The sequence below is a fragment of the Aliirhizobium sp. YIM B11859 genome (genome assembly GCF_057163345.1).
Window position 1 is genome coordinate 430,480 of record NZ_JBXHAY010000001.1, and the last position, 22,223, is coordinate 452,702.

Annotated in this window: 17 protein-coding genes; 7 read left to right on the forward strand and 10 right to left on the reverse strand. The window is 60.5% G+C overall.

The window, feature by feature from the left end; all coding sequences use genetic code 11:
- Nucleotides 1-85: 85 nt before the first annotated feature.
- The gene (locus AC2GXZ_RS01925) at nt 86-1,108 is read left to right on the forward strand and encodes an LLM class flavin-dependent oxidoreductase (RefSeq protein ID WP_483757435.1); all 1,023 of its coding nucleotides are present in this window, start codon (nt 86-88) and stop codon (nt 1,106-1,108) included.
- A gap of 56 nt (nt 1,109-1,164) precedes the next feature.
- On the opposite strand, the gene AC2GXZ_RS01930 is transcribed toward AC2GXZ_RS01925, so the two are convergent.
- Together AC2GXZ_RS01930 and rpsU are read right to left on the reverse strand one after the other, a co-directional pair.
- Nucleotides 1,165-1,995, reverse strand: coding sequence for a tetratricopeptide repeat protein (locus AC2GXZ_RS01930; RefSeq protein ID WP_483758237.1), 831 nt, complete (start codon nt 1,993-1,995; stop codon nt 1,165-1,167).
- 178 nt (nt 1,996-2,173) lie between these two features.
- Nucleotides 2,174-2,407 carry a 30S ribosomal protein S21 gene (rpsU, locus tag AC2GXZ_RS01935; protein ID WP_483757436.1) on the reverse strand — a complete coding sequence of 78 codons (234 nt, stop codon included), beginning with the start codon at nt 2,405-2,407 and terminating at the stop codon, nt 2,174-2,176.
- A gap of 404 nt (nt 2,408-2,811) precedes the next feature.
- Between rpsU and AC2GXZ_RS01940 the strand changes: the two genes are divergently transcribed.
- The 6 genes from AC2GXZ_RS01940 to AC2GXZ_RS01965 all read left to right on the forward strand — a co-directional run bounded on the left by AC2GXZ_RS01940 (nt 2,812) and on the right by AC2GXZ_RS01965 (nt 9,310).
- Complete coding sequence (locus AC2GXZ_RS01940) at nt 2,812-3,558, forward strand: hypothetical protein (protein WP_483757437.1); 747 nt, start codon at nt 2,812-2,814, stop codon at nt 3,556-3,558.
- Between the two features lie 211 nt (nt 3,559-3,769).
- Nucleotides 3,770-5,023, forward strand: a complete 1,254-nt coding sequence (locus tag AC2GXZ_RS01945; protein ID WP_483757438.1) for a sarcosine oxidase subunit beta family protein — start codon at nt 3,770-3,772, stop codon at nt 5,021-5,023.
- A 21-nt stretch (nt 5,024-5,044) separates the two neighbouring features.
- A complete protein-coding gene (locus AC2GXZ_RS01950) occupies nt 5,045-5,413 on the forward strand; it encodes a sarcosine oxidase subunit delta (protein ID WP_483757439.1) in 369 nt (122 codons plus the stop codon).
- Nucleotides 5,410-8,388 carry a sarcosine oxidase subunit alpha gene (locus AC2GXZ_RS01955; RefSeq protein ID WP_483757440.1) on the forward strand — a complete coding sequence of 993 codons (2,979 nt, stop codon included), beginning with the start codon at nt 5,410-5,412 and terminating at the stop codon, nt 8,386-8,388. The genes AC2GXZ_RS01950 and AC2GXZ_RS01955 overlap by 4 nt, the downstream gene beginning before the upstream one ends.
- Nucleotides 8,381-8,929 carry a sarcosine oxidase subunit gamma gene (locus tag AC2GXZ_RS01960; protein WP_483757441.1) on the forward strand — a complete coding sequence of 183 codons (549 nt, stop codon included), beginning with the start codon at nt 8,381-8,383 and terminating at the stop codon, nt 8,927-8,929. The genes AC2GXZ_RS01955 and AC2GXZ_RS01960 overlap by 8 nt, the downstream gene beginning before the upstream one ends.
- 75 nt (nt 8,930-9,004) lie before the next feature.
- On the forward strand, nt 9,005-9,310 hold the full coding sequence (locus AC2GXZ_RS01965; protein WP_483757442.1) for a hypothetical protein: 306 nt from the start codon (nt 9,005-9,007) through the stop codon (nt 9,308-9,310).
- Between the two features lie 37 nt (nt 9,311-9,347).
- Here AC2GXZ_RS01965 and olsE read toward each other — a convergent pair whose 3' ends face one another.
- The 8 genes from olsE to AC2GXZ_RS02005 form a co-directional block, all read right to left on the reverse strand.
- Nucleotides 9,348-10,328: an ornithine lipid hydroxylase OlsE gene (olsE, locus tag AC2GXZ_RS01970; RefSeq protein WP_483757443.1), complete on the reverse strand. Its 981-nt coding sequence runs from the start codon at nt 10,326-10,328 to the stop codon at nt 9,348-9,350.
- Between the two features lie 79 nt (nt 10,329-10,407).
- Nucleotides 10,408-10,893, reverse strand: a complete 486-nt coding sequence (locus AC2GXZ_RS01975; RefSeq protein WP_483757444.1) for a MaoC family dehydratase — start codon at nt 10,891-10,893, stop codon at nt 10,408-10,410.
- A 47-nt stretch (nt 10,894-10,940) separates the two neighbouring features.
- Nucleotides 10,941-12,884 (reverse strand): glycogen debranching protein GlgX, encoded by a 1,944-nt coding sequence (gene glgX / locus AC2GXZ_RS01980; protein ID WP_483757445.1) that lies wholly within the window; start codon nt 12,882-12,884, stop codon nt 10,941-10,943.
- Between the two features lie 215 nt (nt 12,885-13,099).
- Nucleotides 13,100-14,728 carry an alpha-D-glucose phosphate-specific phosphoglucomutase gene (locus tag AC2GXZ_RS01985; protein ID WP_483757446.1) on the reverse strand — a complete coding sequence of 543 codons (1,629 nt, stop codon included), beginning with the start codon at nt 14,726-14,728 and terminating at the stop codon, nt 13,100-13,102.
- Nucleotides 14,729-14,730: 2 nt separating this feature from the next.
- Nucleotides 14,731-16,188 carry a glycogen synthase GlgA gene (glgA, locus tag AC2GXZ_RS01990; RefSeq protein WP_483757447.1) on the reverse strand — a complete coding sequence of 486 codons (1,458 nt, stop codon included), beginning with the start codon at nt 16,186-16,188 and terminating at the stop codon, nt 14,731-14,733.
- Entirely contained in the window at nt 16,188-17,450 is a 1,263-nt protein-coding gene (glgC, locus tag AC2GXZ_RS01995) for a glucose-1-phosphate adenylyltransferase (protein WP_483757448.1), read from the reverse strand. The genes glgA and glgC overlap by 1 nt, the downstream gene beginning before the upstream one ends.
- Nucleotides 17,451-17,461: 11 nt before the next feature.
- Nucleotides 17,462-19,678 (reverse strand): 1,4-alpha-glucan branching protein GlgB, encoded by a 2,217-nt coding sequence (glgB, locus tag AC2GXZ_RS02000; RefSeq protein ID WP_483757449.1) that lies wholly within the window; start codon nt 19,676-19,678, stop codon nt 17,462-17,464.
- A complete protein-coding gene (locus tag AC2GXZ_RS02005; protein ID WP_483757450.1) occupies nt 19,678-22,140 on the reverse strand; it encodes a glycogen/starch/alpha-glucan phosphorylase in 2,463 nt (820 codons plus the stop codon). Before AC2GXZ_RS02005 ends, glgB begins: the two co-directional genes overlap by 1 nt.
- Nucleotides 22,141-22,223 lie beyond the last annotated feature (83 nt).

Consider the following 22,223-nt stretch of genomic DNA (forward strand, 5'->3'; position numbering starts at 1 on the left):
CGATGGCTCCGGACTAACGGAAGCTGCTCCGGCATGCCATGTAAGCGTCAACCCTATCGAGAACGCTTACACCGGAGTGATCCCCATGAAGAAGATCGGATTTCTTTCGTTCGGCCACTGGACGCCGTCGCCGCAATCGCAGACCCGTTCGGCGGGCGATACGCTGCTGCAGTCCATCGACCTTGCTGTTGCTGCCGAAGAACTGGGTGCCGACGGCGCGTATTTCCGCGTCCACCATTTCGCCCGCCAGCTCGGCTCGCCGTTCCCGCTTCTCGCTGCCGTTGGTGCGAAGACCTCGAAGATCGAGATCGGTACCGGCGTGATCGACATGCGGTATGAAAATCCGCTCTATATGGCGGAGGATGCGGGTTCCGCCGACCTGATCTCGGAAGGACGATTGCAGCTCGGCATCAGCCGAGGTTCGCCGGAACAGGTGATCGATGGATGGCGATATTTCGGTTATGAACCGGAAGAAGGCCAGACCGATGCCGATATGGGCCGCCGTCATGCGGAGGTTTTTCTCGATGTGCTGAAGGGTGAGGGGTTTGCAAAGCCCAATCCGCGGCCGATGTTCCCCAATCCTCCGGGCATGCTCCGTCTCGAGCCGCATTCCGAAGGTCTGCGGGAGCGTATCTGGTGGGGTGCAGGCTCGAATGCGACAGCCGTGTGGGCGGCGCAGAAGGGCATGAACCTGCAAAGCTCCACCTTGAAGGATGACGAGACCGGCGAAGCGTTCCACATCCAGCAGGCCAAGCAGATCCGCGCCTATCGCGATGCCTGGAAGGAGGCCGGTCACGCGCGCGAGCCGCGCGTCTCGGTCAGCCGTTCGATCTTCGCGCTGGTGGATGACCGCGACCGGGCCTATTTCGGCCGTGGCGGCAAGGAGGACGATTCCGTCGGCTTCATCGACGAGAAGACACGGGCGATCTTCGGCCGTTCCTATGCCGCGGAACCCGAGGCGCTGATTAAGCAGCTGCGTGAAGACGAGGCGATTGCCGAGGCCGATACACTGCTGCTGACGGTTCCGAACCAGCTGGGTGTGGAATACAACGCCCATGTGATCGAAGCGATCCTGAAGCATGTCGCGCCAGCGCTCGGCTGGCGCTGAAGCCTCCTCATCCGGTTCAGGAAATTGGCCTCGCCGCAGGGCGGGGCCAACCGAAATCAGCTGCCGCTACGGGTGCGGCTGGCGCCGTCGACTGCCGGCTTGTAATCCGGTTCGAGCCGAACGGCGTGGGAATAGGATTTGTAGGCGCGGGTGCGATCGCCGCGGCGCTCATAAACCAGCGCCTGGTTGGCCCAGGATTCGGCCAGCTTGTCGTTCAACTCGATGGCACGGTTGAAGTCGGCAAACGCGTTGTCGTCGTCGTTCAAGGCGACATAGGAGATGCCGCGTCCGTTATAGGGCTCCGGGGAGCTCGGGGAGAGCGAGATCGCCTTGGAGAAATCGTCGATGGCTTTGTCGTGCTGGCCGCGGACCTGATAGATCAGGCCGCGATTGTGATAGGCGCGGCCGTCCGTAGTGTCGAGCTGAATGGCCTTGTTGAAGTCGTTGAAGGCTTCGTCGTTGCGGCCTGCCTGGCGGTAGATATTGCCGCGACCGATATAGGCGACGTCATAATTCGGGTTGATCTGCAGTGCACGATTGTAGTCGTTGGCTGCATCGACCGGCTTGCCCATGTTGCGATAGACAAGCGCGCGGTTGGCATAGGCCTGGTAGAATTGCGGGTTGAGCTGGAGGGCGCGGCTGAAATCGTCCACAGCACGCTTGAATTCTCCGGCTCGACCATAGGCGGAACCGCGACTGTTGTAGCCTTCCGGATCAGACGGGTTGGCGGCGATAACGGACGACAGCGAGGCAATGTTTTCCTGCGAGCCCTGAGCGCGATCAACGGTAATGAGATCGGTCGTCGACGGACCCGTTGCGCAGCTCGCCAGACTGACCGCCCCGATCAGCGCGGCGGCGAGTAGCCCTCGCGAGCGGATATTGATCATCAACGAAGGGCGGGAAGCGATGATTCCATCGGTAGCAACGGAAGTCTTGGCGGCCATCAGGCGCAGATCCTCGTATCGGCAGTGTTGAGTCGCAATCGACTCGGAGTAATGAAAAAAGCGGTGGCGCCATAGTCGCCCCCGCTCTTTATTCACATAAAAGCGTCTAAAAGACGGCCGATTAACGGGCGGCGCGTGCAGGAGCAGCCGGCAGCAGGCCTTCGCGCTGCATACGCTTGCGAGCCAGCTTGCGAACGCGACGAACAGCTTCTGCCTTTTCGCGAACGCGCTTTTCGGAAGGCTTTTCATAGCTTTCGCGCATCTTCATTTCGCGGAAAACACCTTCGCGCTGAAGCTTCTTCTTGAGAGCGCGGAGAGCCTGATCAACGTTGTTGTCGCGGACAAGTACCTGCACGTGAAATCCCGTTCCTTTGGTTTGTTGCTCGCCTCAGAATCCCTTGTATTCGAGGCGAAAGTAAAGCGAAGCCCGGCGTCAAGCCGTGCGATTGGGGATGGCCAATATCAGATGAAACCGCGGAAGTCCAGATGGTGGCGGACGTGGTTAAACGAAAAATGGTTGTAACGACAAGAGGGGTTTCGCGGCGATGCTTCCCAGTACTGCCGAAGGCCCGCTGTCACCCTGGTTTTCCTGCCATTAGCCGAAGGCGGTGAAGTGGTGTTGGGTGAAAAAATATTAACCAGAGGTTGCATTTCGGCTTTGACCGAGGCAGATTGCCAATGCGCGGGGGCGCATTCAGACCAGCATGCCATCCGATTTCACCATGAGGGAAGCTGGCTCGGCCAGCCGAGGGGCGAAGCATGTTCAAATTTCTAATCGCAACTATTGTTCTACTCTTACTTGCCGGCTGCGACAGTACCAACACAAGGGTATCGAACGTTTCATTCGGCTCTTCGAAAGGCATCGTCACGAGCGGCAATCTTCGTCTCGTGACGGAGCGCAGCCGCACCGGTTACCCACCAACGGTCTGCACCGAACCGAGCCCTGACTACATGGTCGCTTTCGATCGCAACAGAAAGCTTGTCGCGACCCGGCCAACGGCCGCAGGCGAACAGAAGCTTGACGTCGATGCCTCCACCCTCGAAGAGATAGTCAAAGGCGAGGGACGTTCCTCGGCCGTGATGGCGCTTCGGGATGGTCTCTACACCGCCTGCCAGAGCTATGCGAACGGTGTCATCGGCGAGGATGCCTATGCGATCATTCTCAGCCAATATGGCAATCTCCTCGTGGCACTGGTCGGCAATGACAACGCGGCGAAAAACATCCAGGTGTCGGGGCCGCAAGCCGCGATCTCGGCGATGACCGTGGCCTGTATCAGCGGTCACGACCCGACACGCCATGGCGAGAAGAAAAACCCGCTCCTGACGACCACTTTCTGCAAAGGGCTTCTCGATAAGGTTATTGCCAGGGGCACTGCGAGTGGCGGCAATTCAGGCAGCGGCCATGCAGCCGCTGTTAATCCGACGCCACCGAAGCCCGCATCAGGCGGCGCTGCTGCAAATCCCAATGTGACGACAACCACAACGACCAATACCGTGGTGAAATAACGATCAGGGGCCGGTTATCTTCTGAGGCGGTTTCGCGGCGAACTCACCGCGGCATTTTCAAGCGTGTCGAAACAATCTTCCGATGCGTCGCAATGTGGCTATTGCGGCGCATGTTGATTTGCGATGGGTATGGCAATACCCAAAGGTCATGACGCCGGCCGGACCTATGGATCGGGTGGTCGAAAGCGACCGAGCAAGGAAGAGAGGCGCGATGCGCAAATATTCGGTTTTCGCCATAGCCCGCGAGGCAATGCGCGCTCACAAGGGTTGGGAGGCGCAGTGGACGTCTCCGGAGCCGCGTTCGAGCTATGACGTGATCATCGTCGGCGCCGGCGGGCATGGTCTGGGAGCCGCTTATTATCTGGCCAAGGAACATGGCATCACCAATATCGCGGTGATCGAAAAAGGCTGGCTCGGCGGCGGCAATACCGGCCGCAACACGACGATCATCCGCTCCAACTATCTCTATGAAGAGAGCATGGATATCTACGAGCATTCCCTCAAGCTGTGGGAAGGCCTGAGCCAGGATCTCAATTACAACGTCATGTATTCGCCGCGCGGCGTGATGATGCTGTCGCATAACATCCATGACCAGCAGTCGTTCAAACGGCATATCAATGCCAACCGTCTCTATGGCATCGACAATGAATGGATGACGCCGGAACAGGCCAAGGCTTTTGTGCCGGTTCTCGATATTTCCAAGACGGCACGTTACCCGATCAATGGCGCCGCCCTGCAGCGCCGTGGCGGAACCGCCCGCCACGACGCCGTCGCCTGGGGTTATGCCCGTGCGGCCGCCGATCGCGGCGTGCATATCATCCAGAATTGCGAAGTCACCGGCATTCGGCGTGGGCCGGGCGGCGAAGTGCAGGGTGTCGAGACGTCCAAGGGCTTTATCGGCGCCGGGAAGGTTGGTGTGTCTGCTGCCGGCCATTCGTCGGTGGTGATGGAAATGGCAGGCGTGCGCGTGCCGCTGCATTCCAACCCGCTGCAGGCACTGGTGTCGGAACCGCTGAAGCCGATCTTTCCATGCGTCGTGATGTCGAACACGGTGCATGCCTATATCTCCCAGTCCGACAAGGGAGAGCTCGTCATCGGCGCAGGCACGGACCAGTATAATTCCTATTCGCAGACCGGCGGTCTGCAGATCATCACCCATACGCTCGACGCCATCTGCGAACTTTTCCCGATCTTCCGGCGGGTGAAGATGATGCGCCAGTGGGGCGGCATTACCGACAACACGCCGGACCGCTCGCCGATCCAGGGTGTCACGCCGGTGCCGGGCCTGTTCCTCAACTGTGGTTGGGGTACCGGCGGCTTCAAGGCAACGCCGGGCTCGGCCAATCTGTTCGCCCATCTGATTGCCAAGGGCGAGCCGCACAAGCTGGCGAGCGGGCTGACGCTCGACCGGTTCCGCACCGGACGGCTGATCGACGAGGCGGCCGCTGCCGCCGTCGCGCACTGATAGCCAAGGGGAATAGACCAGATGCTTTTGATCCACTGCCCCTATTGCGAGGAAGATCGCTCGGAGCTTGAATTCCGCTGGGCCGGCGAGGCGCATATTGCCCGGCCGGAAAACATCGCGGCAATTTCCGACGAGGAATTCGCGGAATATTTTTTCCTGCGCAACAACGAAAAGGGCCTCACCTATGAACGGTGGCGGCATATCCATGGCTGCGGACGGTTCTTCAACGCCGCACGCGATACGATCAGCGACAGGTTCCTGATGACATACAAGGCAGGCCTGCCGAAACAGCCCATCCCGACGATGGAAAAGGCTGCGGCGATCGCCGAGGAAAAGACTGTGGAGACCTGGGAAGCCCTTGAGGAAAAGACCGAAGGAGATGCACGATGAGCGCACCTTCCAACAATTCCGGTGCGTTCCGCATCAAGGGCGCCGGCCGCCTTACGCCCGCCCGCACGGCACGTTTCACTTTCGACGGCAAGACCTACACAGCGCTTGAGGGTGATACGGTTGCTTCCGCGCTGCTTGCACATGGCGTGCATCTGCTTGGCCGTTCGTTCAAATACCATCGGCCGCGCGGCATCCTTTCCGCAGGGCCGGAAGAGCCGAACGCGCTGCTCGACGTGTCGCGCGATGCTGCCCGCCGCCAGCCGAACGTACGTGCGACGGTGCAGGAAGTGTTTGACGGAGCAAAGATCGCTTCACAAAATCGCTGGCCGTCGCTGAAATACGATATCGGGGCCGTCAACGATGTGCTGTCGCCGTTCTTTGCCGCCGGCTTCTACTACAAGACCTTCATGTGGCCGAAGGAGGCCTGGCACAAGATCTATGAACCGATCATTCGACGCTCGGCCGGTCTCGGCGTCGCGCCGACGGAAGATGACCCGGATCATTATGCCAGCCGCTACGTACATTGTGACGTGCTGATCGCCGGTGCCGGCATTGCCGGCCTGACGGCTGCGCTGTCCGCTGCCGCGACGGGCAAGACGATCATCCTCGTCGATGAACAGCCGGAAGTCGGTGGTGCGCTGCATTACGATTCCTCGACCATGATCGATGGCCAGAACGGCTACGACTGGGCCCAGGCGACGGCCGCCAGGCTGAAGGCTATGCCGAATGTCACGGTGCTGACCCGCACGACGGTGTTCGGTTATTACAACCATGGTTTCCTCGGCCTTGTCGAACGGGTTACCGACCATGTCGCCCGTCCGGACAAGGACTCGCCTCGCGAGCGCCTGTGGCAGGTGCGTGCAAAGCGTGTGATCATGGCGACCGGCTCGATCGAGCGGCACATGGTGTTTGCCAATAACGACCGGCCGGGCATCATGCTGGCCTCCGCCGCGCGCAGCTTCCTCAACCATCACGGCGTTGCCGTCGGCCATACTGTCGGTGTCTATGCCGCGCATGATTCAGCCTATGAGGCGGCCTTCGACCTGAAGCGCGCCGGTGTTTCGATCGCTGCGATCGTCGATAACCGCGACAAGCCGGGCGAGGCGGTTCTTTCCGAAGCGCGGTCGCTTGGTATTCAGGTGCTGACCGGTCACTCGGTGGTCGATACGTCGGGCCGGCTGAGGATTTCGTCGATGACGGTTGCCCGCAACGGCAATTTCGACCGGCGCAAGATCAAGGTCGATGCGCTGATCGTCTCGGCCGGCTGGACGCCATCGGTGCATCTGTTTTCGCAATCGCGCGGCAAGCTGAAGTTCGACAGCGCGAACCAGCGTTTCGTGCCGGATGTCTATGCGCAGAATTCGATCTCCGTCGGTACCTGCAATGGCACGGACGATCTGGCCGAATTGATCGACGAGGCGATCACTGCCGGCGGCGGCGCGGTTGCAGTGTCGGGCGAGAACCGGTTCGAATGGACCGGCGGCATGATCGGGGCGGCGGAAGGCGCCGGGCCGGACAAGGTGGTCAAGGCCTTCGTCGATTTCCAGCATGACGTGACGGCAAAGGACATTCGCCTTGCGGTGCGCGAAGGCATGCATTCGATCGAGCATATCAAACGGTTCACCACCAATGGTATGGCGTCGGACCAGGGCAAGCTTTCCAACATGCATGGCCTGGCGATTGCCGCGGAAGTGCTCGATCGGCCGATCCCGCAGGTTGGCCTGACGACCTTCCGCGCGCCCTATACGCCGGTGAGTTACGGGACTTTGATCAACCACTCGCGCGGCGATCTGTTCGACCCGGCCCGCAAGACGCCGATGCATGCTTTGGAAGAGGCCGCGGGTGCCGAGTTCGAGGATGTCGGCAACTGGAAGCGCGCCTGGTATTTCCCAAAACGCGGCGAGGATATGCATGCTGCGGTCAATCGGGAGTGCAGGACGGTACGTGACGTCGCTGGCGTGTTCGACGCCTCGACGCTCGGCAAGATCGAGGTGGTCGGGCCGGACGCTGCTCAATTCCTCAACCTCCTCTATACCAATGCCTGGGACACGCTGAAGCCGGGCAAGTGCCGCTATGGCATCATGACCCGCGAAGACGGTTTCATCTATGACGACGGCGTCGTCGGTCGTCTGGCCGAAGACCGTTTCCATGTGACCACCACGACCGGCGGTGCACCGCGCGTGCTCAACCACATGGAAGACTATCTGCAGACGGAATTCCCGCATCTGAAGGTGTGGCTGACCTCGACCTCCGAACAATGGGCGGTGATCGCGGTGCAGGGGCCGAAGGCACGCGAGATCGTCGAGCCTTTCGTCGAAGGCCTGGATATTTCCAACGAGGCCTTCCCGCATATGAGCGTGGCCGAGTGCATGGTGATGGGCGTCCCGGCACGTCTGTTCCGTGTGTCGTTCACCGGTGAGATCGGCTTCGAGATCAACGTACCGGCCGATTACGGTGCATCCGTCTGGAAGGCGATCTGGGAACGCGCGGAGGGTCTCGGTGCCTGCCTTTACGGCACCGAGGCCATGCACATCCTGCGCGCCGAAAAGGGCTATCTCATCGTCGGCCAGGATACGGACGGCACCGTGACACCGGACGATGCCGGTTACGGCTGGGCCGTCTCGAAGAAGAAGACCGATTTCGTCGGTATCCGCGGGTTGAAGCGCCCGGACCTGGTTCGGGATGGCCGCAAGCAACTGGTGGGGCTTCTGACCAAGGACCCAAAGGAGGTGCTGGAAGAGGGGGGGCAGATCGTCGCCGACCCGAACCAGCCAAAGCCAATGACCATGCTCGGCCATGTCACTTCGTCCTACTGGTCGGAAAATCTCGGCCGGTCGATCGCCATGGCGCTGGTTGCCGGTGGACGCGCGAAGATGGGTGAGACGCTTTACGTACCGATGGCGGACAAGACGATCGCCGTCGAAGTGACCGACATGGTGTTCGTCGACAAGGAAGGAGGCCGGATCAATGGCTGAAGTCGCAACCCGCAGCCTGCCGCTTTCCGGCGTTCACGGCGGTTCCGCCACCGTCAGGCTCGAGCCTGCCCCGTCGGCTACCCGTATCTCGCTTCGCGTAAGGTCGGAGGATGTCGCGGCTTTATCCGGAGCGCTTGGTCTCGACCTGCCGGTAAAGCCGAAAACCTCGGCCTTTGCCAATGGCCGCACGGCCCTGTGGCTCGGGCCGGATGAATGGCTGGTGATCGATGAAGGTGAAAGCGGGCTGATGACCGCTGCCGCCAATTCCGGCGCACTGCATTCGGCAAGTGATGTCTCCCACCGCAACACGGCGATCCTCGTGTCGGGGCCAGGCGCTGCGGCTGCAATCAATGCCGGTTGCTCGCAGGATCTTTCGCTCGACGTCTTTCCGGTTGGCGCCTGCTCGCGCACGCTGTTCGGCAAGGTGGAAATCGTGCTTTTGAGAACGACTGAGGATGCCTTCCGCGTCGAGGTCTGGCGGTCGTTTTCCGATTATGCATTCGGCCTTCTGACAGAGGGTGCAAGGGACGCGGCGCTGTAGGTCTTCGACCATCGCCTAACTTGCCGTGGCTTAAATCATATCGCACCCTCCCGGTTCAAAACGGGAGGGTTTTTTATGCCTGAGATACAGTGGATCGTGCTTGGCCTGGCGGCTGCGATAGCGGGTGGAGCGATTGCAGCAAAACTCTCCGGCATCGAGATCTGGAAAGGTGTGCTTGTTGGGGGCGTGGCCGCGGTCGCTGCGCTTCTTGCATCCCTGGCGCCGGGCATCGATCGCAACCTGACGATGCCGATGGCAGGGCTGATCGCCGCCGGGATTGCCGGTTCGGCAGTCGGGCTGACGGCTGCGCGCACTGCGCCTCTCGTCATCGGTGCGGCAGTACCGCCGCTTCTCGGTCTGTTGATGATGGAGATCAGGTAAGGCTAGACACGCCTCGTATGAGGCCCTGACGGTCGGCCTATTCGGCAGGCGTGGTTGCTGCGGCGCTTTCCTCGGCGATCGGGTTGTGGGCGGGCGAGGCGGGTTGTTTTGGCTTGCGTCCCATTATTTCCCTGAACCCCTTTGCCGAGAAGGGCTGCGCGAGTTGTCCGAAGAAGTTTTTCGAGACACGGCCGCTGATGCCGATATGGATCGAGGATGGGCGTGGCGGATTGTAATAGGTGCCGAAAATCTGATCCCAGAGCACGAGGTTTTCGCCGTAATTGGTATTGCCCTCGGAAAGCAGCTTCGAATGGTGCCAACGGTGCAGGCGCGGCGTGCTCATCAGCCAGTCGAGCGGTCCTGTCCTGACCGCGATATTGCAATGGGTCAGCAGGCCGATGAAAGCGGTCACGGCTCCGATCCAGAGGAAGATCGGCAGAGGTGCGCCCAGGAGGTAGAGCGGGATCTGGCTGAGTATGATCTTGATGATCGAGTCGACGATGTGGAAGCGCCCGGTATTGATGACCCAAAGTCGCTCGACACTATGGTGCAGCGCATGGAAACGCCAAAGGGCGTTTTTCTCATGGGCGAGCCGGTGAGCCCAATAGAGCCCGAACTCGGCTATCACCAGCCCGAGGATGACCTGCAGGGCGAATGGCCAGCTATCTGGCCACAGGCGGAGCGGCAGGACAAAGACAGGCTGGGCAAGGATTGCCACCGCCATCGGGGCAGAGGTGCCGATGGCGGCAGCCAGTTGCACGCCACCCTTGCTGAGAAGCGTATGAGCGACGTTGTTGAAGGTTTCGCCGTCGCCGTCCAGCCATGTCTCCTCATAGGGCATCAGGCGTTCGAAAAGCGCGATGGTGGCGACGACGGACAGATAGACGACGTTGAACCACAACAGATGCGCCGTCGACTGGAGGGCGAAATAGGTGCCGATCAATCCGGCGCAGAAGATGCCCGGCCAGATCACGTAGGACAAGATCCTCTGGCGATCAGAAATGCTGGGGTTCGTCATGGGCAAAACCTTCGATAGACATCTGAAAGTATTGGATGCGGGCGGCAATGCCGGAGCTTATCAGCCGATTCCCCGTTGCTCAAACCCCTTCGGGGCGATCCTTGGGATCAAACTGGACGATGGTGGTCCAGGTGGCGGTCAATGCCGGCTTTTTCTCGTTTTCGATCTCCACCGACACATCATAAGTGGTCATCAACATGCTCGCGCCGCGGAACCGGCAATCTGCAAGGGTGAAATGGCCGCGGACCCGCGTGCCTGACTTGACGGGAGACATGAAACGAACCCGGTCGAAGCCGTAGTTGATGCCCATCGTCTGTTCGCGGATTTTGGGCATGGTGCCGAAGTTCATCGACGAGAGAAGCGACAGCGTCAGAAAACCATGGGCGATGGTGCCGCCAAACGGGCTTTCCGTCGCGGCGCGCTGCGGATCGACGTGGATGAACTGATGATCGAGGGTGGCATCGGCAAACAGGTCGATCATCGTCTGATCGACGGTAATCCAGTCGGATATGCCGAGTTCCTGTCCCACCAGCCCCGGCACGTCGACCAATGAAATTTCACGCATTCAAGACACCGCCATCGTCACCAAACCATCCGCCCAGCCTTGGCGTATCACGCTTCCAGACAGAAGGCGACGCTGCGTGCGGGGAGGTTTCCATTCCAAGGTTTACCGCTTGATAATTCCTGCCAACCGCCGCCGATCAAAACAAAATCAGTATCTTCGTGGCCGCGATTGAAAAGGATTGCGAGGCGTGTTTGCCGATTGGTCGAAAAGTCGCAGGTCGCAAGGATCATGCCCACCAGACGGCCCTCGGGGCTTTCCCAGTCAGAAACCTGCATCGGCAGGCCGGTCGGCGCGAGCCACTCAACATCCCTGTCGCCAGTAAAGAACGCGGTTTCGGAAAACACCGAAAAGCGCCGGCGCATCGCAGACAGGAAACCGACATGCCGAACGAGCTCCGTATCCGGCTCTTCCCAATTCATCCAGGTGATTTCGTTGTCCTGGCAATAGGCGTTGTTGTTGCCGCGTTGCGAGCGGCCGGCTTCGTCGCCCATGGTCAGCATGATCGTGCCGCGGCTGGCAAAGAGCGTCGAGAGAAGGGCACGGATGTCGCGACGACGGTGTTCCTCGATCGCGGGGCTGGCCGCCTGGCCTTCGGCGCCATTGTTCCAGGAATAGTTCTCGTTATGGCCGTCGCGATTGTCCTCGCCATTGGCATCGTTGTGCTTGTGTTCGTGCGAGACGAGATCGAACAGGGTGAAGCCGTCATGAGCGGCAAGGAAATTGACGCTGCGGGTCTGGCCGGATTTCTCGAAGACGTCGGACGATCCGGCAAGGCGGGTGGCAAGCGCGCCGGTCATCCACTGATCTCCGCGCCAGTAACGGCGCATGTCATCACGGGCGCGGTCGTTCCACTCGAGAAAGGGGGCCGGGAAATTGCCGAGCTGATAGCCGCCGGGGCCGACATCCCAGGGTTCGGCGATGAAGACACGATCTTTCAGCACCTCATCGGAGAGCATGGCTGTCAGCGTGGCGCTGCTCGGATCGAAACCGTCTGCCGTGCGGCCGACAATCGGTGCGAGGTCGAAGCGGAAGCCATCGACGCCGGCCGACAAAACGAAATGGCGCAGCGTATCTATGATCAGTTGCCGGACCATCGGATGATCGGCGGCGATCGTGTTGCCGGTGCCGGTATCGTTGATCAGTTGGCCCGGATCATTCGGCAGATGGCGGTAATAGGAAAGATTGTCGAGGCCGCGCATGGAGAGGGTGGCGCCGTAACGGTCGCTCTCGCCGGAATGGTTGAAGACGAGGTCGAGGATGGTGCCGATGCCGGCCTCGTGCAGTTTCGCGACCGTGTCGCGCAATTCCTGCATGCCGCCGGGGCAGAGGCGGGGATCGAGCGCCATGAGGGCGACCGGATTGTAACCCCAGCCATTGGTGAGATCGAGCGGCGGCAGGTGGCGTTCGTCGATCCAGGCTGTGATCGGCATCAGCTCGATCGCATCGACACCGATCTGTTGCAGATGGGCGATGATGGCGGGATGGGCAAGCGCTGCAACCGTGCCGCGGATCTCTTCCGGAATGTCGGGATGGAGGATGGTGAAGGGCTTGACCGCAACTTCGTAGACGAGGCCGCCGGCGGGCAGAAGGGGAGGTGCAATTTTCGCTGCGACATCTGCCGTCACAATCGCCTTGGGCACGATCTCGGCGGTATCGACGGCGTAGATGGAGAGGTCGCGGTCATGCTGGAAGGGACGATCGAGCTCCTTGGCGTAAGGATCGACCAGCAGCTTGGACGGATCGAACCATAGGCCCTGGTCGGGATCGTAATGACCGGTGGCCCGATATCCGTAACGCTGGCCGGCGATGATGCCTTTGACCGAGACACGATGGATATGGTCGTCACCGCGCTGCATTTCGTGGCGGGCGGTCTGCGTCGAACCCTCGGCGTCGAACAGGCAGAGTTCGATCTTTTCGGCAGACGAGGACCAGACGGCGAAATCGACGCCGGTCGGGGTGAGGGTTGCGCCGAGCGGGGAGGCTTTTGTCATTAGGCGAGGTGCTCCGCTGTGTCTGGTCGGCGATTTTTTACTCTGGAATGATATAGTGCTGGCTTGAATAAAGTCCCCCTCTGGCCTGCCGGCCATCTCCCCCACAAGGAGGGAGAAAAGGTGCGGCGCTCGCTTGCATCAATTGAGGTTCGACGGATCGTCCGGGTTAAGCCCTCCCCCTTGTGGGGAGGGGACTTTTTCCACCCGCAATCACCTTAGGTAATCACCGTCGGCGCATCGCGGCCCGAACGCTTTTTCAGATCGGAAATCTCGTCTGCGACAGCAATCAGGTCGGCCAATGCTTCCTGGGTGTCGATGCCGTGCTTGGCCGCATCCGGCTCGTAACGCTCGACATAAACGCGGATCGTGGCGCCCGAGGTGCCGGTGCCCGACAGGCGGAAGACGACGCGGGAACCGCCCTCGAAGAGAACGCGGATGCCCTGGTTCTTCGACACCGAACCATCGACCGGATCGTGATAGGCGAAGTCATCGGCGGCTGCGACCTTGAGGGCACCAAATGTCTGGCCGGGCAGGGACCCAAGTTTTTCGCGCAGCGCGGTCATCATGCCGTTGGCGGCATCCGAATCCACTTCTTCGTAGTCGTGGCGCGAATAGTAGTTGCGGCCATATTCGGCCCAGTGGCTTTTGACGATCTCGGCGACGCTTTCGTTGCGGCCGGCCATGATGTTCAGCCAGAAGAGCACCGCCCAAAGGCCGTCCTTTTCACGCACATGGTCGGAGCCGGTGCCAAAACTTTCTTCGCCGCAGATCGTCGCCTTGCCGGCGTCGAGCAGGTTGCCGAAGAACTTCCATCCGGTCGGTGTTTCATACATCCCGACTTTCAGCTTTTCAGCCACGCGGTCGGCGGCAGCGCTGGTCGGCATGGAGCGGGCAATGCCGGCAATGCCCTGGGTGTAACCGGGCGCAAGCTTGGCATTGGCGGCAATGATCGCCAGGCTGTCGGACGGGGTGACGAACATGCCTTTGCCGACGATCATGTTGCGATCGCCGTCGCCATCGGAGGCGGCGCCGAAATGCGGGCCGTCCTTGCTCATTACATCGTCATACAGTTCCTTGGCATGGACAAGGTTCGGGTCCGGGTGATGACCGCCGAAATCCGGCAGTGGCGTGGCGTTGCGGACCGAGCCTTCCGGCGCGCCGAGGCGTTCCTCCAGGATTTCCCTGGCATAGGGGCCGGTGACGGCGCCCATCGAGTCGATCACAACGCGGACGCCGCTGGCGATCAGGGCGCGGATGGCGCCGAAATCGAAAAGCTGTTCCATCAGGTCGGCATAATCTGTGACCGGATCGATCACTTCGACGGTCATGCCGGCGAGCTTGAGGGTGCAGACCTTGTCGAGGTCGATATCGGCGACATCGGCTATCTTGTAAGTGTCAATGCTCTTCGAACGGGCGTAGATGGCGTCGGTGATCTTTTCCGGTGCCGGGCCGCCATTGCCGATATTGTACTTGATGCCGAAGTCTTCGGTCGGGCCGCCGGGATTGTGGCTGGCCGAAAGAATGATGCCGCCGAAAGCATGGTATTTGCGGATGACGTTGGAGGCGGCGGGCGTCGACAGAATGCCGCCCTGGCCGACCATGACCTTGCCGAAGCCGGCAGCGGCGGCCATCTTGATCGCCTTCTGGATGACTTCGCGGTTGTAATAACGACCGTCGCCGCCAATCACCAGCGTCTTGCCTTCAAAGCCTTCGAGGCTGTCGAAAATGGATTGAATGAAATTTTCCGCATAATTCGGCTGGGCGAAGACCGGAACCTTCTTGCGCAGGCCGGACGTGCCAGGCTTCTGATCCTGGTAGGGGGTCGTTGCGACGGTCTTGATCATACTCAAATACCTTTTCTTGCAAGGATCTCGGAAAAGAGCGCGGCGTAAAGGGCTGCGCTGCGGTTCCACGAAACATCCGATTTCATGCCCTGCTTCTGGATCACAGTCCAGACCTTCTCATCCTGATAAAGCCGGATGGCGCGGCGAAGCGCACGGGCAAGATTGTCGGTGGTCAGCGGCCCGAAGGAAATGCCGGTTGCAGCCCCAGCCGCAAGCCCCGCATGGCTTGCATCAATCACCGTGTCGTTCAGGCCACCGGTGCGCGCGACGATCGGCACGCAGCCGTAGCGCAGGCCATAAAGCTGGGTGAGGCCGCAGGGTTCGAAGCGCGACGGGATGATGATCGCATCACAACCGGCCTGCATGAGATGGGAGAGCGGTTCGTCATAGGCGGCGATAATGCCGATGCGGCCGGGATGGCGCAGCGCTGCGGCATGGAATGCCTCTTCGAGCACCTTGTCGCCGGAGCCGAGGACCGCGAGCCTTGCGCCATGGGTGACGAGATCGTCCAGCGTTTCGGCAAGAAGATCCATACCCTTCTGTTCGGTCAGCCGGGAGACGACGCAGAAAAGCGGATCATCGCCGGCATCAAGTGCAAACCGTTCCGCAACCAGCTGCTTGTTTTGCGCCCGCGCCTTCAGGCTGGATGTCGAGTAAGTGCCGACAAGGAGAGGGTCCGTCTCGGGATTCCAGACGTCGGTATCAATGCCGTTGACGATCCCCGTGAGGTCTTCGGATCGGCTGTGGAGCAGGCCTTCCAGGCCCATGCCGAATTCCGGGCTGAGGATTTCCTCCGCATAGGAGGGGCTGACCGTCGAGATCTCCCAGCTTGCCTGCAGCCCGGCCTTCAGAAAGGAGACCCTGCCGTAATATTCGATGCCGTCGATCGAGAAGGCGTGCGGCGGCAGCTCCAGTGCAGGAAAGATGTCGGCGTCGAACACGCCCTGGAAGGCGATATTGTGGATGGTGATGACGCTCGGCACTTCGGGTTCTGCCGCATAGCGCATGTAGGCGGGCAACATCGCCGCCTGCCAGTCATGGACGTGAACAAGGTCGGGTCGCCAGGCGTCGGTTTCGTCCGTCAGGCCTTGCTGCGCAATGATGGCGCCGGCCTTGGACAAGGCTGCGAAGCGGCGCCAGTTGTCTTCATAGTCCTTGCCGGTCACATCGAGATAGGGACCGCCCTGCCGATCGAAAAGTTCGGGGCAATCGAGGATCAAAAGGTCGAGGCCCTTGTGTTCGATTTCGAGGATGCGGGCCTCGGTGCCGAGCAGATCGGGAAAGGTGCGGCGCAGGGTGGCGCCTTCGGCGATCCGCATCACGGCCGGATAACCCGGCATCAGGGTCTTCACCGCGATGCCCTGTTTGGCAAGGGCGATCGGCAGCGCGCCGGCCACGTCGGCCAACCCGCCCGTCTTCACCAGAGGATAGACTTCTGAAGCGACCGAAAGGACCTGCATCACAAATCCAACTTGTCGATCATCTTCTGGGTGATCAGGCAGATGCCGCTTTCCGTCCGGCGGAAGCGCTTGGCATCCAGTTCGGGCTCCTCGCCGACGACCAGTCCTTCGGGAATGGTGACGCCATGATCGATCACCACATCCTTCAACTGGGCGCGCCGACCGATCCGTACATTGGGCAGCACGACGGCGCCTTCGAGACGGGAGTAGGAATTGGCGCGCACGCCGGTGAACAGAAGGCTGCGGTTCAAGGATGATCCGGAGATGATGCAGTCGCCGGATATGACGGATGAGGTTGCCGAGCCGCGGCGGTTCTCGTCGTCATGGACGAATTTCGCCGGCGCGGTAAGCTCCGCATAGCTCCATATCGGCCAGGACTTGTCGTAAAGGTCGAGGCCCGGAACGATTTCGGTCAGATCGATATTGGCCTGCCAGTAGGCGTCGATCGTGCCGGCGTCACGCCAGTAGGGCTCATGCTCGTAGTCTGAACGGACGCAGCTATCGGCGAAACGGTGGGCGACGGCCTTACCATGCTCGACGATATAGGGAATGATATCCTTACCGAAGTCGCGGCTTGATCCGAGTGTTGCCGCATCACGGCGGAGCGCGTCGATCAGGAATTTGGTGTGGAAGACATAGATCCCCATCGAGGCCAAAGCGAAATCCGGATTGCCGGGAATGCCGGGCGGATCGGCCGGCTTTTCGACGAAATCGATGATCTCGTCCTTCTCGTTGACATGCATGACACCGAAACCGGTTGCTTCCATGCGCGGCACTTCCAGGCAGCCGACCGTGACGTCGGCACCGGAATTGACATGCTGCTGCAGCATGAACTCGTAGTCCATCTTGTAGACGTGGTCGCCGGCGAGGATGACCATGTATTCGGTGGCATAACCCTCGATGATATCGATATTCTGATAAACCGCGTCGGCGGTGCCTTCATACCATTGGGTTTCCGACACACGCTGGGATGCCGGCAGGATATCGAAGCTTTCGTTGCGCTCCGGCCGGAAGAAATTCCAGCCGCGCTGCATGTGGCGGATCAGCGAATGCGCCTTGTACTGGGTGGCGACACCGATACGGCGAATGCCCGAGTTGAGGGCATTTGAAAGGGCGAAATCGATGATACGAGCCTTGCCGCCGAAATAGACAGCCGGCTTGGCACGTCGGTCGGTCAGTTCCTTCAGGCGGCTGCCGCGCCCACCGGCCAGAACATAGGCCATGGCGTCGCGCGACAGGGGCTGGATGCGTTTGTCGTTCATTGTTCCCTCCCTTATGCAATGTTTTCCAGTTCGAGCATGATCGTTGCCAGCGGCGGCAATGTGACGTCGGCGTAGATGCTTCCTCCCGCATCCACGGCCTGCACCTTGCCGCCATTGCCCTTGCCGCTGCCGCCGTAGATTTCTGCGTCGGTATTGAGTATCTCCCGCCACCTTCCGGCCGTCGGCAGGGGCACGCGATAGTTTTCGCGGTAGACGGGGGTGAAATTGGTGATCACGGCAACCGGCTTTTCGCCCGGCGCCATGCGTAGCCAGGCAAAGACGGAATTGTCGGCATCGTCCACCACCAGCCAGCGGAACCCTTCGCCCTCGCAATCGCGCGCATGCAGCGCGGGTTTGGAACGATAGCAGAAATTGAGGTCGCGGACGAGGCGGCGCATGCCTTCATGCGGGTGATAGGTCAGGAGATCCCAGTCGAGCGAGCGGCTTTCGCTCCACTCGCTCCATTGGGCGAATTCCTGGCCCATGAACAGCAGTTTCTTGCCCGGATACCCCCACATGAAGCCGTAATAGGCGCGAAGATTGGCAAATTTCTGCCAGTCGTCGCCGGCCATCTTGGCGATCAGCGATCCCTTGCCGTGGACGACCTCGTCATGGCTGAGCGGCAGGACGAAGTTTTCGGCAAAGGCATAAACCAGGCCGAAGGTGATGGCATTGTGGTGATGCTTGCGGTGCACGGGCTCGCGGGCGAGGTAGCTCAGCGTGTCGTGCATGAAGCCCATGTTCCACTTGAAGCCGAAACCGAGCCCGCCCTCATGCACCGGTGCCGAGACTTTCGGCCAGGACGTGCTTTCTTCGGCGATCGTCATCATGCCGGGATGGGCGCCGTAGGAGAGCGAATTCAACTTCTGCAGGAAGCGGACGGATTCGAGATTTTCGCGGCCGCCATATTCGTTGGGGATCCATTCGCCCTCGCGGCGCGAATAGTCGAGATAAAGCATCGAGGCGACTGCATCGACGCGCAGTCCGTCGAGATGGAATTTTTCCGCCCAATAGAGGGCATTGTTGATCAGGTAAGACAGGACTTCGACGCGACCGAAATTGTAGATCGCGGTGTTCCAGTCCGGATGATAACCCTGACGTGGATCGGCATGTTCGTAGAGCGCGGTCCCGTCGAAATTGCGCAGCCCGTGGGCGTCGGTCGGGAAATGCGCCGGCACCCAGTCGAGGATGACGCCGATACCGACCTTGTGGCAGCCGTTGACGAAACGAGCAAAACCCTCCGGTTCGCCGAAACGGGCCGACGGGGCGTAGAGGCCGGTCGTCTGGTAACCCCAGGACGGATCGTAGGGATGTTCGGTGATCGGCAGGAATTCGATATGGGTGAAGCCCATGTCGACGCAATAGGGGATGAGGCGCGAGGCGAGCTCGTCCCATGAGAGGAATGTGCCGTCGTCATTTTTTTGCCAGGAGCCGGCATGGACCTCGTAAATGGTGATCGGCTGGCGTCGGTGGTCGGCCTTTTGCCAATGGGCACGGTGGGCGTCGTCGTCCCAGACCTGTGCAAGTTCCAGCGCCGTTACCGAGGCGGTCTTTGGCCGCAGTTCGGCGCGACGGGCAAAAGGGTCGGCTTTCAGAGGCTCGAGTTTTCCGTCCTTGCCAATGATTTCGAATTTGTAGGGCGAGCCGGCCGGAATGTCGGGTGCAAAGATTTCCCATATACCGGTGTCCTGGCGCAGCCGCATGACATGCCGGCGGCCGTCCCAGTTGTTGAACTCGCCAACGACCGAGACACGCTTGGCATTCGGTGCCCAGACGGCGAAGTGGAACCCGTCAACACCTTCATGCTTGATCGGATGGGCCCCCAGCCTGTCAAACAGCCTTAAATGCGAACCCTCCTTGACGAAATAGTCGTCCATCGGACCAAGCACCGGGCCGAAGGAATAAGGATCGGTCACCGCCCATTCGACATCGCCGCGGCGGGCGCGATAACGCACCGGCTGCAGCTGTGTGATGTTCACCAGGCCTTCGAAATAACCCGCTTCGTGGCGACGGGTCAGGTCGCCGAGTTCGCTGCCGTTCAAGGTCAGCGCCGTCACCTCTTCCGCACCGGGTATGAAACAGCGGATGCGGAATGTATCGCCGAGCTTGTGGAGCCCAAGCACGGCGAAAGGGTTGCTGTGGCGGCCTGCCAGTATCGCCTCGATCTCGGATAACGGGATTTCTCCAGGAGCTCTCCCGTCATCGAGCGCAGTCGGCGATTTTGTCATCAAGCTCTCCAGATTTCCGACGCGTACTGGCGGATCGTGCGGTCCGAAGAGAACCAGCCCATCCGGGCGGTATTGCGAATTGTCTTTGAATACCAGGATTTAGGGTCTGTCCAGATTTGGTCAACCGTGCGCTGTGCCGCAGCATAGGCATCGAAGTCGGCGGCGACCATGAACCAGTCGTGATTGTAGATGCCGTCGATCAGTTCCTGGAACCGCGACCGGTCGTCCGGCGAGAAGACGCCCGAGGCAATTGCGTTCAGAGCCTGGGAAAGTTCAGGCGACTGCTCGATGACGGCGCGTGGATTGTGGCCTTCCGCACGCACCTTCGCCACTTCGTCGGCCGTCAGCCCGAAGATGACGATATTTTCCTCACCGACATGCTCGAGCATCTCGACATTGGCGCCATCGAGCGTGCCGATGGTGAGTGCGCCGTTCAGGCCGAATTTCATGTTGCCGGTGCCGGATGCTTCCATGCCGGCGGTCGAGATCTGTTCCGACAGGTCGGCGGCCGGAACGATGGTTTCCGCCAACGAGACGTTGTAGTTCGGCACGAAGACGACCTTCAGCAGGCCGCGGACCGATGGGTCGTTGTTGATGACACGGGCGACATCGTTGGCCAGCTTGATGATCAGCTTGGCATTGTGATAGCTCGGCGCCGCCTTGCCGGCGAAAAGCTTGACCCGCGGTACCCAGTCCAGCTCGGGATGCGAGCGGATCTGGTCGTAGAGCGCGACGGCTTCGATGATGTTCAAAAGCTGGCGCTTGTATTCGTGGATGCGCTTGATCTGGATGTCGAACAGCGCCGAGGGATCGAGCCTGATGCCCATGCGGCTGCCGACGAGGTTTGCAAGCGTCACCTTGTTTGCCCGCTTCACCGCGGCGAATTTTTCCTGGAAGCTGGCATCGTCGGCAAACTTGTCGAGTTCGACCAGCGCTTCGGTATCGTCGAGGAACTTGTCGCCGATCGCGTCGCGGATGAGGGAGGTGAGGCCCGGGTTACACTGCATCAGCCAGCGACGCGGAGTGATGCCGTTGGTCTTGTTGTTGATGCGGGTCGGATAGAGCGTGTGCAGGTCGGCAAATACCGTCACCTTCATCAGGTCGGTATGCAGTGCCGAGACGCCGTTTACCGAATGGGAGCCGACGAAAGCAAGGTTGCCCATGCGCAAGCGGCGCTCGCCGCCCTCGTCGATCAGCGATATGGCGCGGACCTGGGTATCGGAGAAGCGTTTCTCCTTGCGGGCCTCCATCAGGATCTTTGTGTTGATCGCATAGACGATCTGCATGTGGCGCGGCAGAAGACGCTCGAAGAGCGGCACCGGCCAGGTTTCCAGCGCTTCGGGAAGAAGCGTGTGATTGGTATAGGAGAAGGTCTGGCGGACGATTTCCCAGGACAGATCGAAATCCATGCCGTGGATATCGACGAGCAGGCGCATCAATTCACCGATCGACACGGCCGGGTGGGTGTCGTTCAGCTGGATCGCGACCTTTTCGTGTAGGTTGGTGAAATCCGGATATTGCTGCAGGTGACGGCGCAGGATGTCCTGCAGGGAGGCCGACGAGAAGAAGAATTCCTGACGCAGGCGCAGTTCCTGGCCGGCCGGATTGGCGTCTGCCGGGTAGAGAACGCGGGTCAGGCTTTCCGCCTTGTTGCTTTCGCGAAGCGCACCGATATGGTCGCCGGCGTTGAATGCGTCGAGCAGGATCGGATCGATCGGCTGGGCCGACCAGAGACGCAGCGTGTTGACCCGGTGGCCACGCCAGCCGACGATCGGCGTGTCATAGGCCATGGCGATGACACGTTCGGCCGGTTTCCAGACGTAACGCGGCATATCCTCGTAACCGCCAACGGTCTCGACCGAACCGCCGAAACCGATCTCGTACGAGCTTTCGCGGCGTTCGAATTCCCAGGGGTTGCCGTGGGCAAGCCAGGTTTCCGGCAATTCCACCTGCCAGCCGTCGGCCATCTGCTGGCGGAACAGGCCGTGGACATAACGGATGCCATAACCATAGGCCGGGATGTCGACGGTTGCCATGCTCTCCATGAAGCAGGCTGCGAGACGGCCGAGGCCGCCATTGCCGAGTGCGGCATCTGGCTCCAGGCCTGCGATGACCGAGACATCGACGCCCAAGGATGTCAGTGCATCGCGGATCTCTGCCATCAGGCCGAGGTTGCTGACGGCGTCGCGCATCAGGCGGCCGATCAGGAATTCCAACGATAGATAATAAACGCGCTTCTGCCCGGTCCGGTAGGCCTTGCGGGTACTTTCCATCCACCGGTCGATGATGCGGTCGCGGACGACGAGGATCGTCGCCGTCAGCCAGTCATGAGGCTTGGCCACCTTGGCATCCTTGCCGATGCGGTAGGTCAGGCGCTCGATGATCTCTTCCGCCATGATTTCTGGGCGGGAGCTGCGCGGAGCCGGATAGGGAATTTCGACGGGAGGAGTTGTGTTGTTCATATGGTCGCCAATTGTTCTCGGTTGAGCGGGTGGAGGACGTCCGATTCAGTCGATATGGCACAAGCTTACCGGGACACTTATGC

What these genes read in the sequence shown, in the direction of transcription:
- AC2GXZ_RS01925 (WP_483757435.1), top strand. Translation starts at nt 86, where the DNA reads ATGAAGAAGATCGGATTTCTTTCGTTCGGCCACTGGACGCCGTCGCCG.
- AC2GXZ_RS01930 (WP_483758237.1), bottom strand. Translation starts at nt 1,995, where the DNA reads ATGATCAATATCCGCTCGCGAGGGCTACTCGCCGCCGCGCTGATCGGG.
- AC2GXZ_RS01940 (WP_483757437.1), top strand. Translation starts at nt 2,812, where the DNA reads ATGTTCAAATTTCTAATCGCAACTATTGTTCTACTCTTACTTGCCGGC.
- AC2GXZ_RS01945 (WP_483757438.1), top strand. Translation starts at nt 3,770, where the DNA reads ATGCGCAAATATTCGGTTTTCGCCATAGCCCGCGAGGCAATGCGCGCT.
- AC2GXZ_RS01950 (WP_483757439.1), top strand. Translation starts at nt 5,045, where the DNA reads ATGCTTTTGATCCACTGCCCCTATTGCGAGGAAGATCGCTCGGAGCTT.
- AC2GXZ_RS01955 (WP_483757440.1), top strand. Translation starts at nt 5,410, where the DNA reads ATGAGCGCACCTTCCAACAATTCCGGTGCGTTCCGCATCAAGGGCGCC.
- AC2GXZ_RS01960 (WP_483757441.1), top strand. Translation starts at nt 8,381, where the DNA reads ATGGCTGAAGTCGCAACCCGCAGCCTGCCGCTTTCCGGCGTTCACGGC.
- AC2GXZ_RS01965 (WP_483757442.1), top strand. Translation starts at nt 9,005, where the DNA reads ATGCCTGAGATACAGTGGATCGTGCTTGGCCTGGCGGCTGCGATAGCG.
- olsE (WP_483757443.1), bottom strand. Translation starts at nt 10,328, where the DNA reads ATGACGAACCCCAGCATTTCTGATCGCCAGAGGATCTTGTCCTACGTG.
- AC2GXZ_RS01975 (WP_483757444.1), bottom strand. Translation starts at nt 10,893, where the DNA reads ATGCGTGAAATTTCATTGGTCGACGTGCCGGGGCTGGTGGGACAGGAA.
- glgX (WP_483757445.1), bottom strand. Translation starts at nt 12,884, where the DNA reads ATGACAAAAGCCTCCCCGCTCGGCGCAACCCTCACCCCGACCGGCGTC.
- AC2GXZ_RS01985 (WP_483757446.1), bottom strand. Translation starts at nt 14,728, where the DNA reads ATGATCAAGACCGTCGCAACGACCCCCTACCAGGATCAGAAGCCTGGC.
- glgA (WP_483757447.1), bottom strand. Translation starts at nt 16,188, where the DNA reads ATGCAGGTCCTTTCGGTCGCTTCAGAAGTCTATCCTCTGGTGAAGACG.
- glgC (WP_483757448.1), bottom strand. Translation starts at nt 17,450, where the DNA reads ATGAACGACAAACGCATCCAGCCCCTGTCGCGCGACGCCATGGCCTAT.
- glgB (WP_483757449.1), bottom strand. Translation starts at nt 19,678, where the DNA reads ATGACAAAATCGCCGACTGCGCTCGATGACGGGAGAGCTCCTGGAGAA.
- AC2GXZ_RS02005 (WP_483757450.1), bottom strand. Translation starts at nt 22,140, where the DNA reads ATGAACAACACAACTCCTCCCGTCGAAATTCCCTATCCGGCTCCGCGC.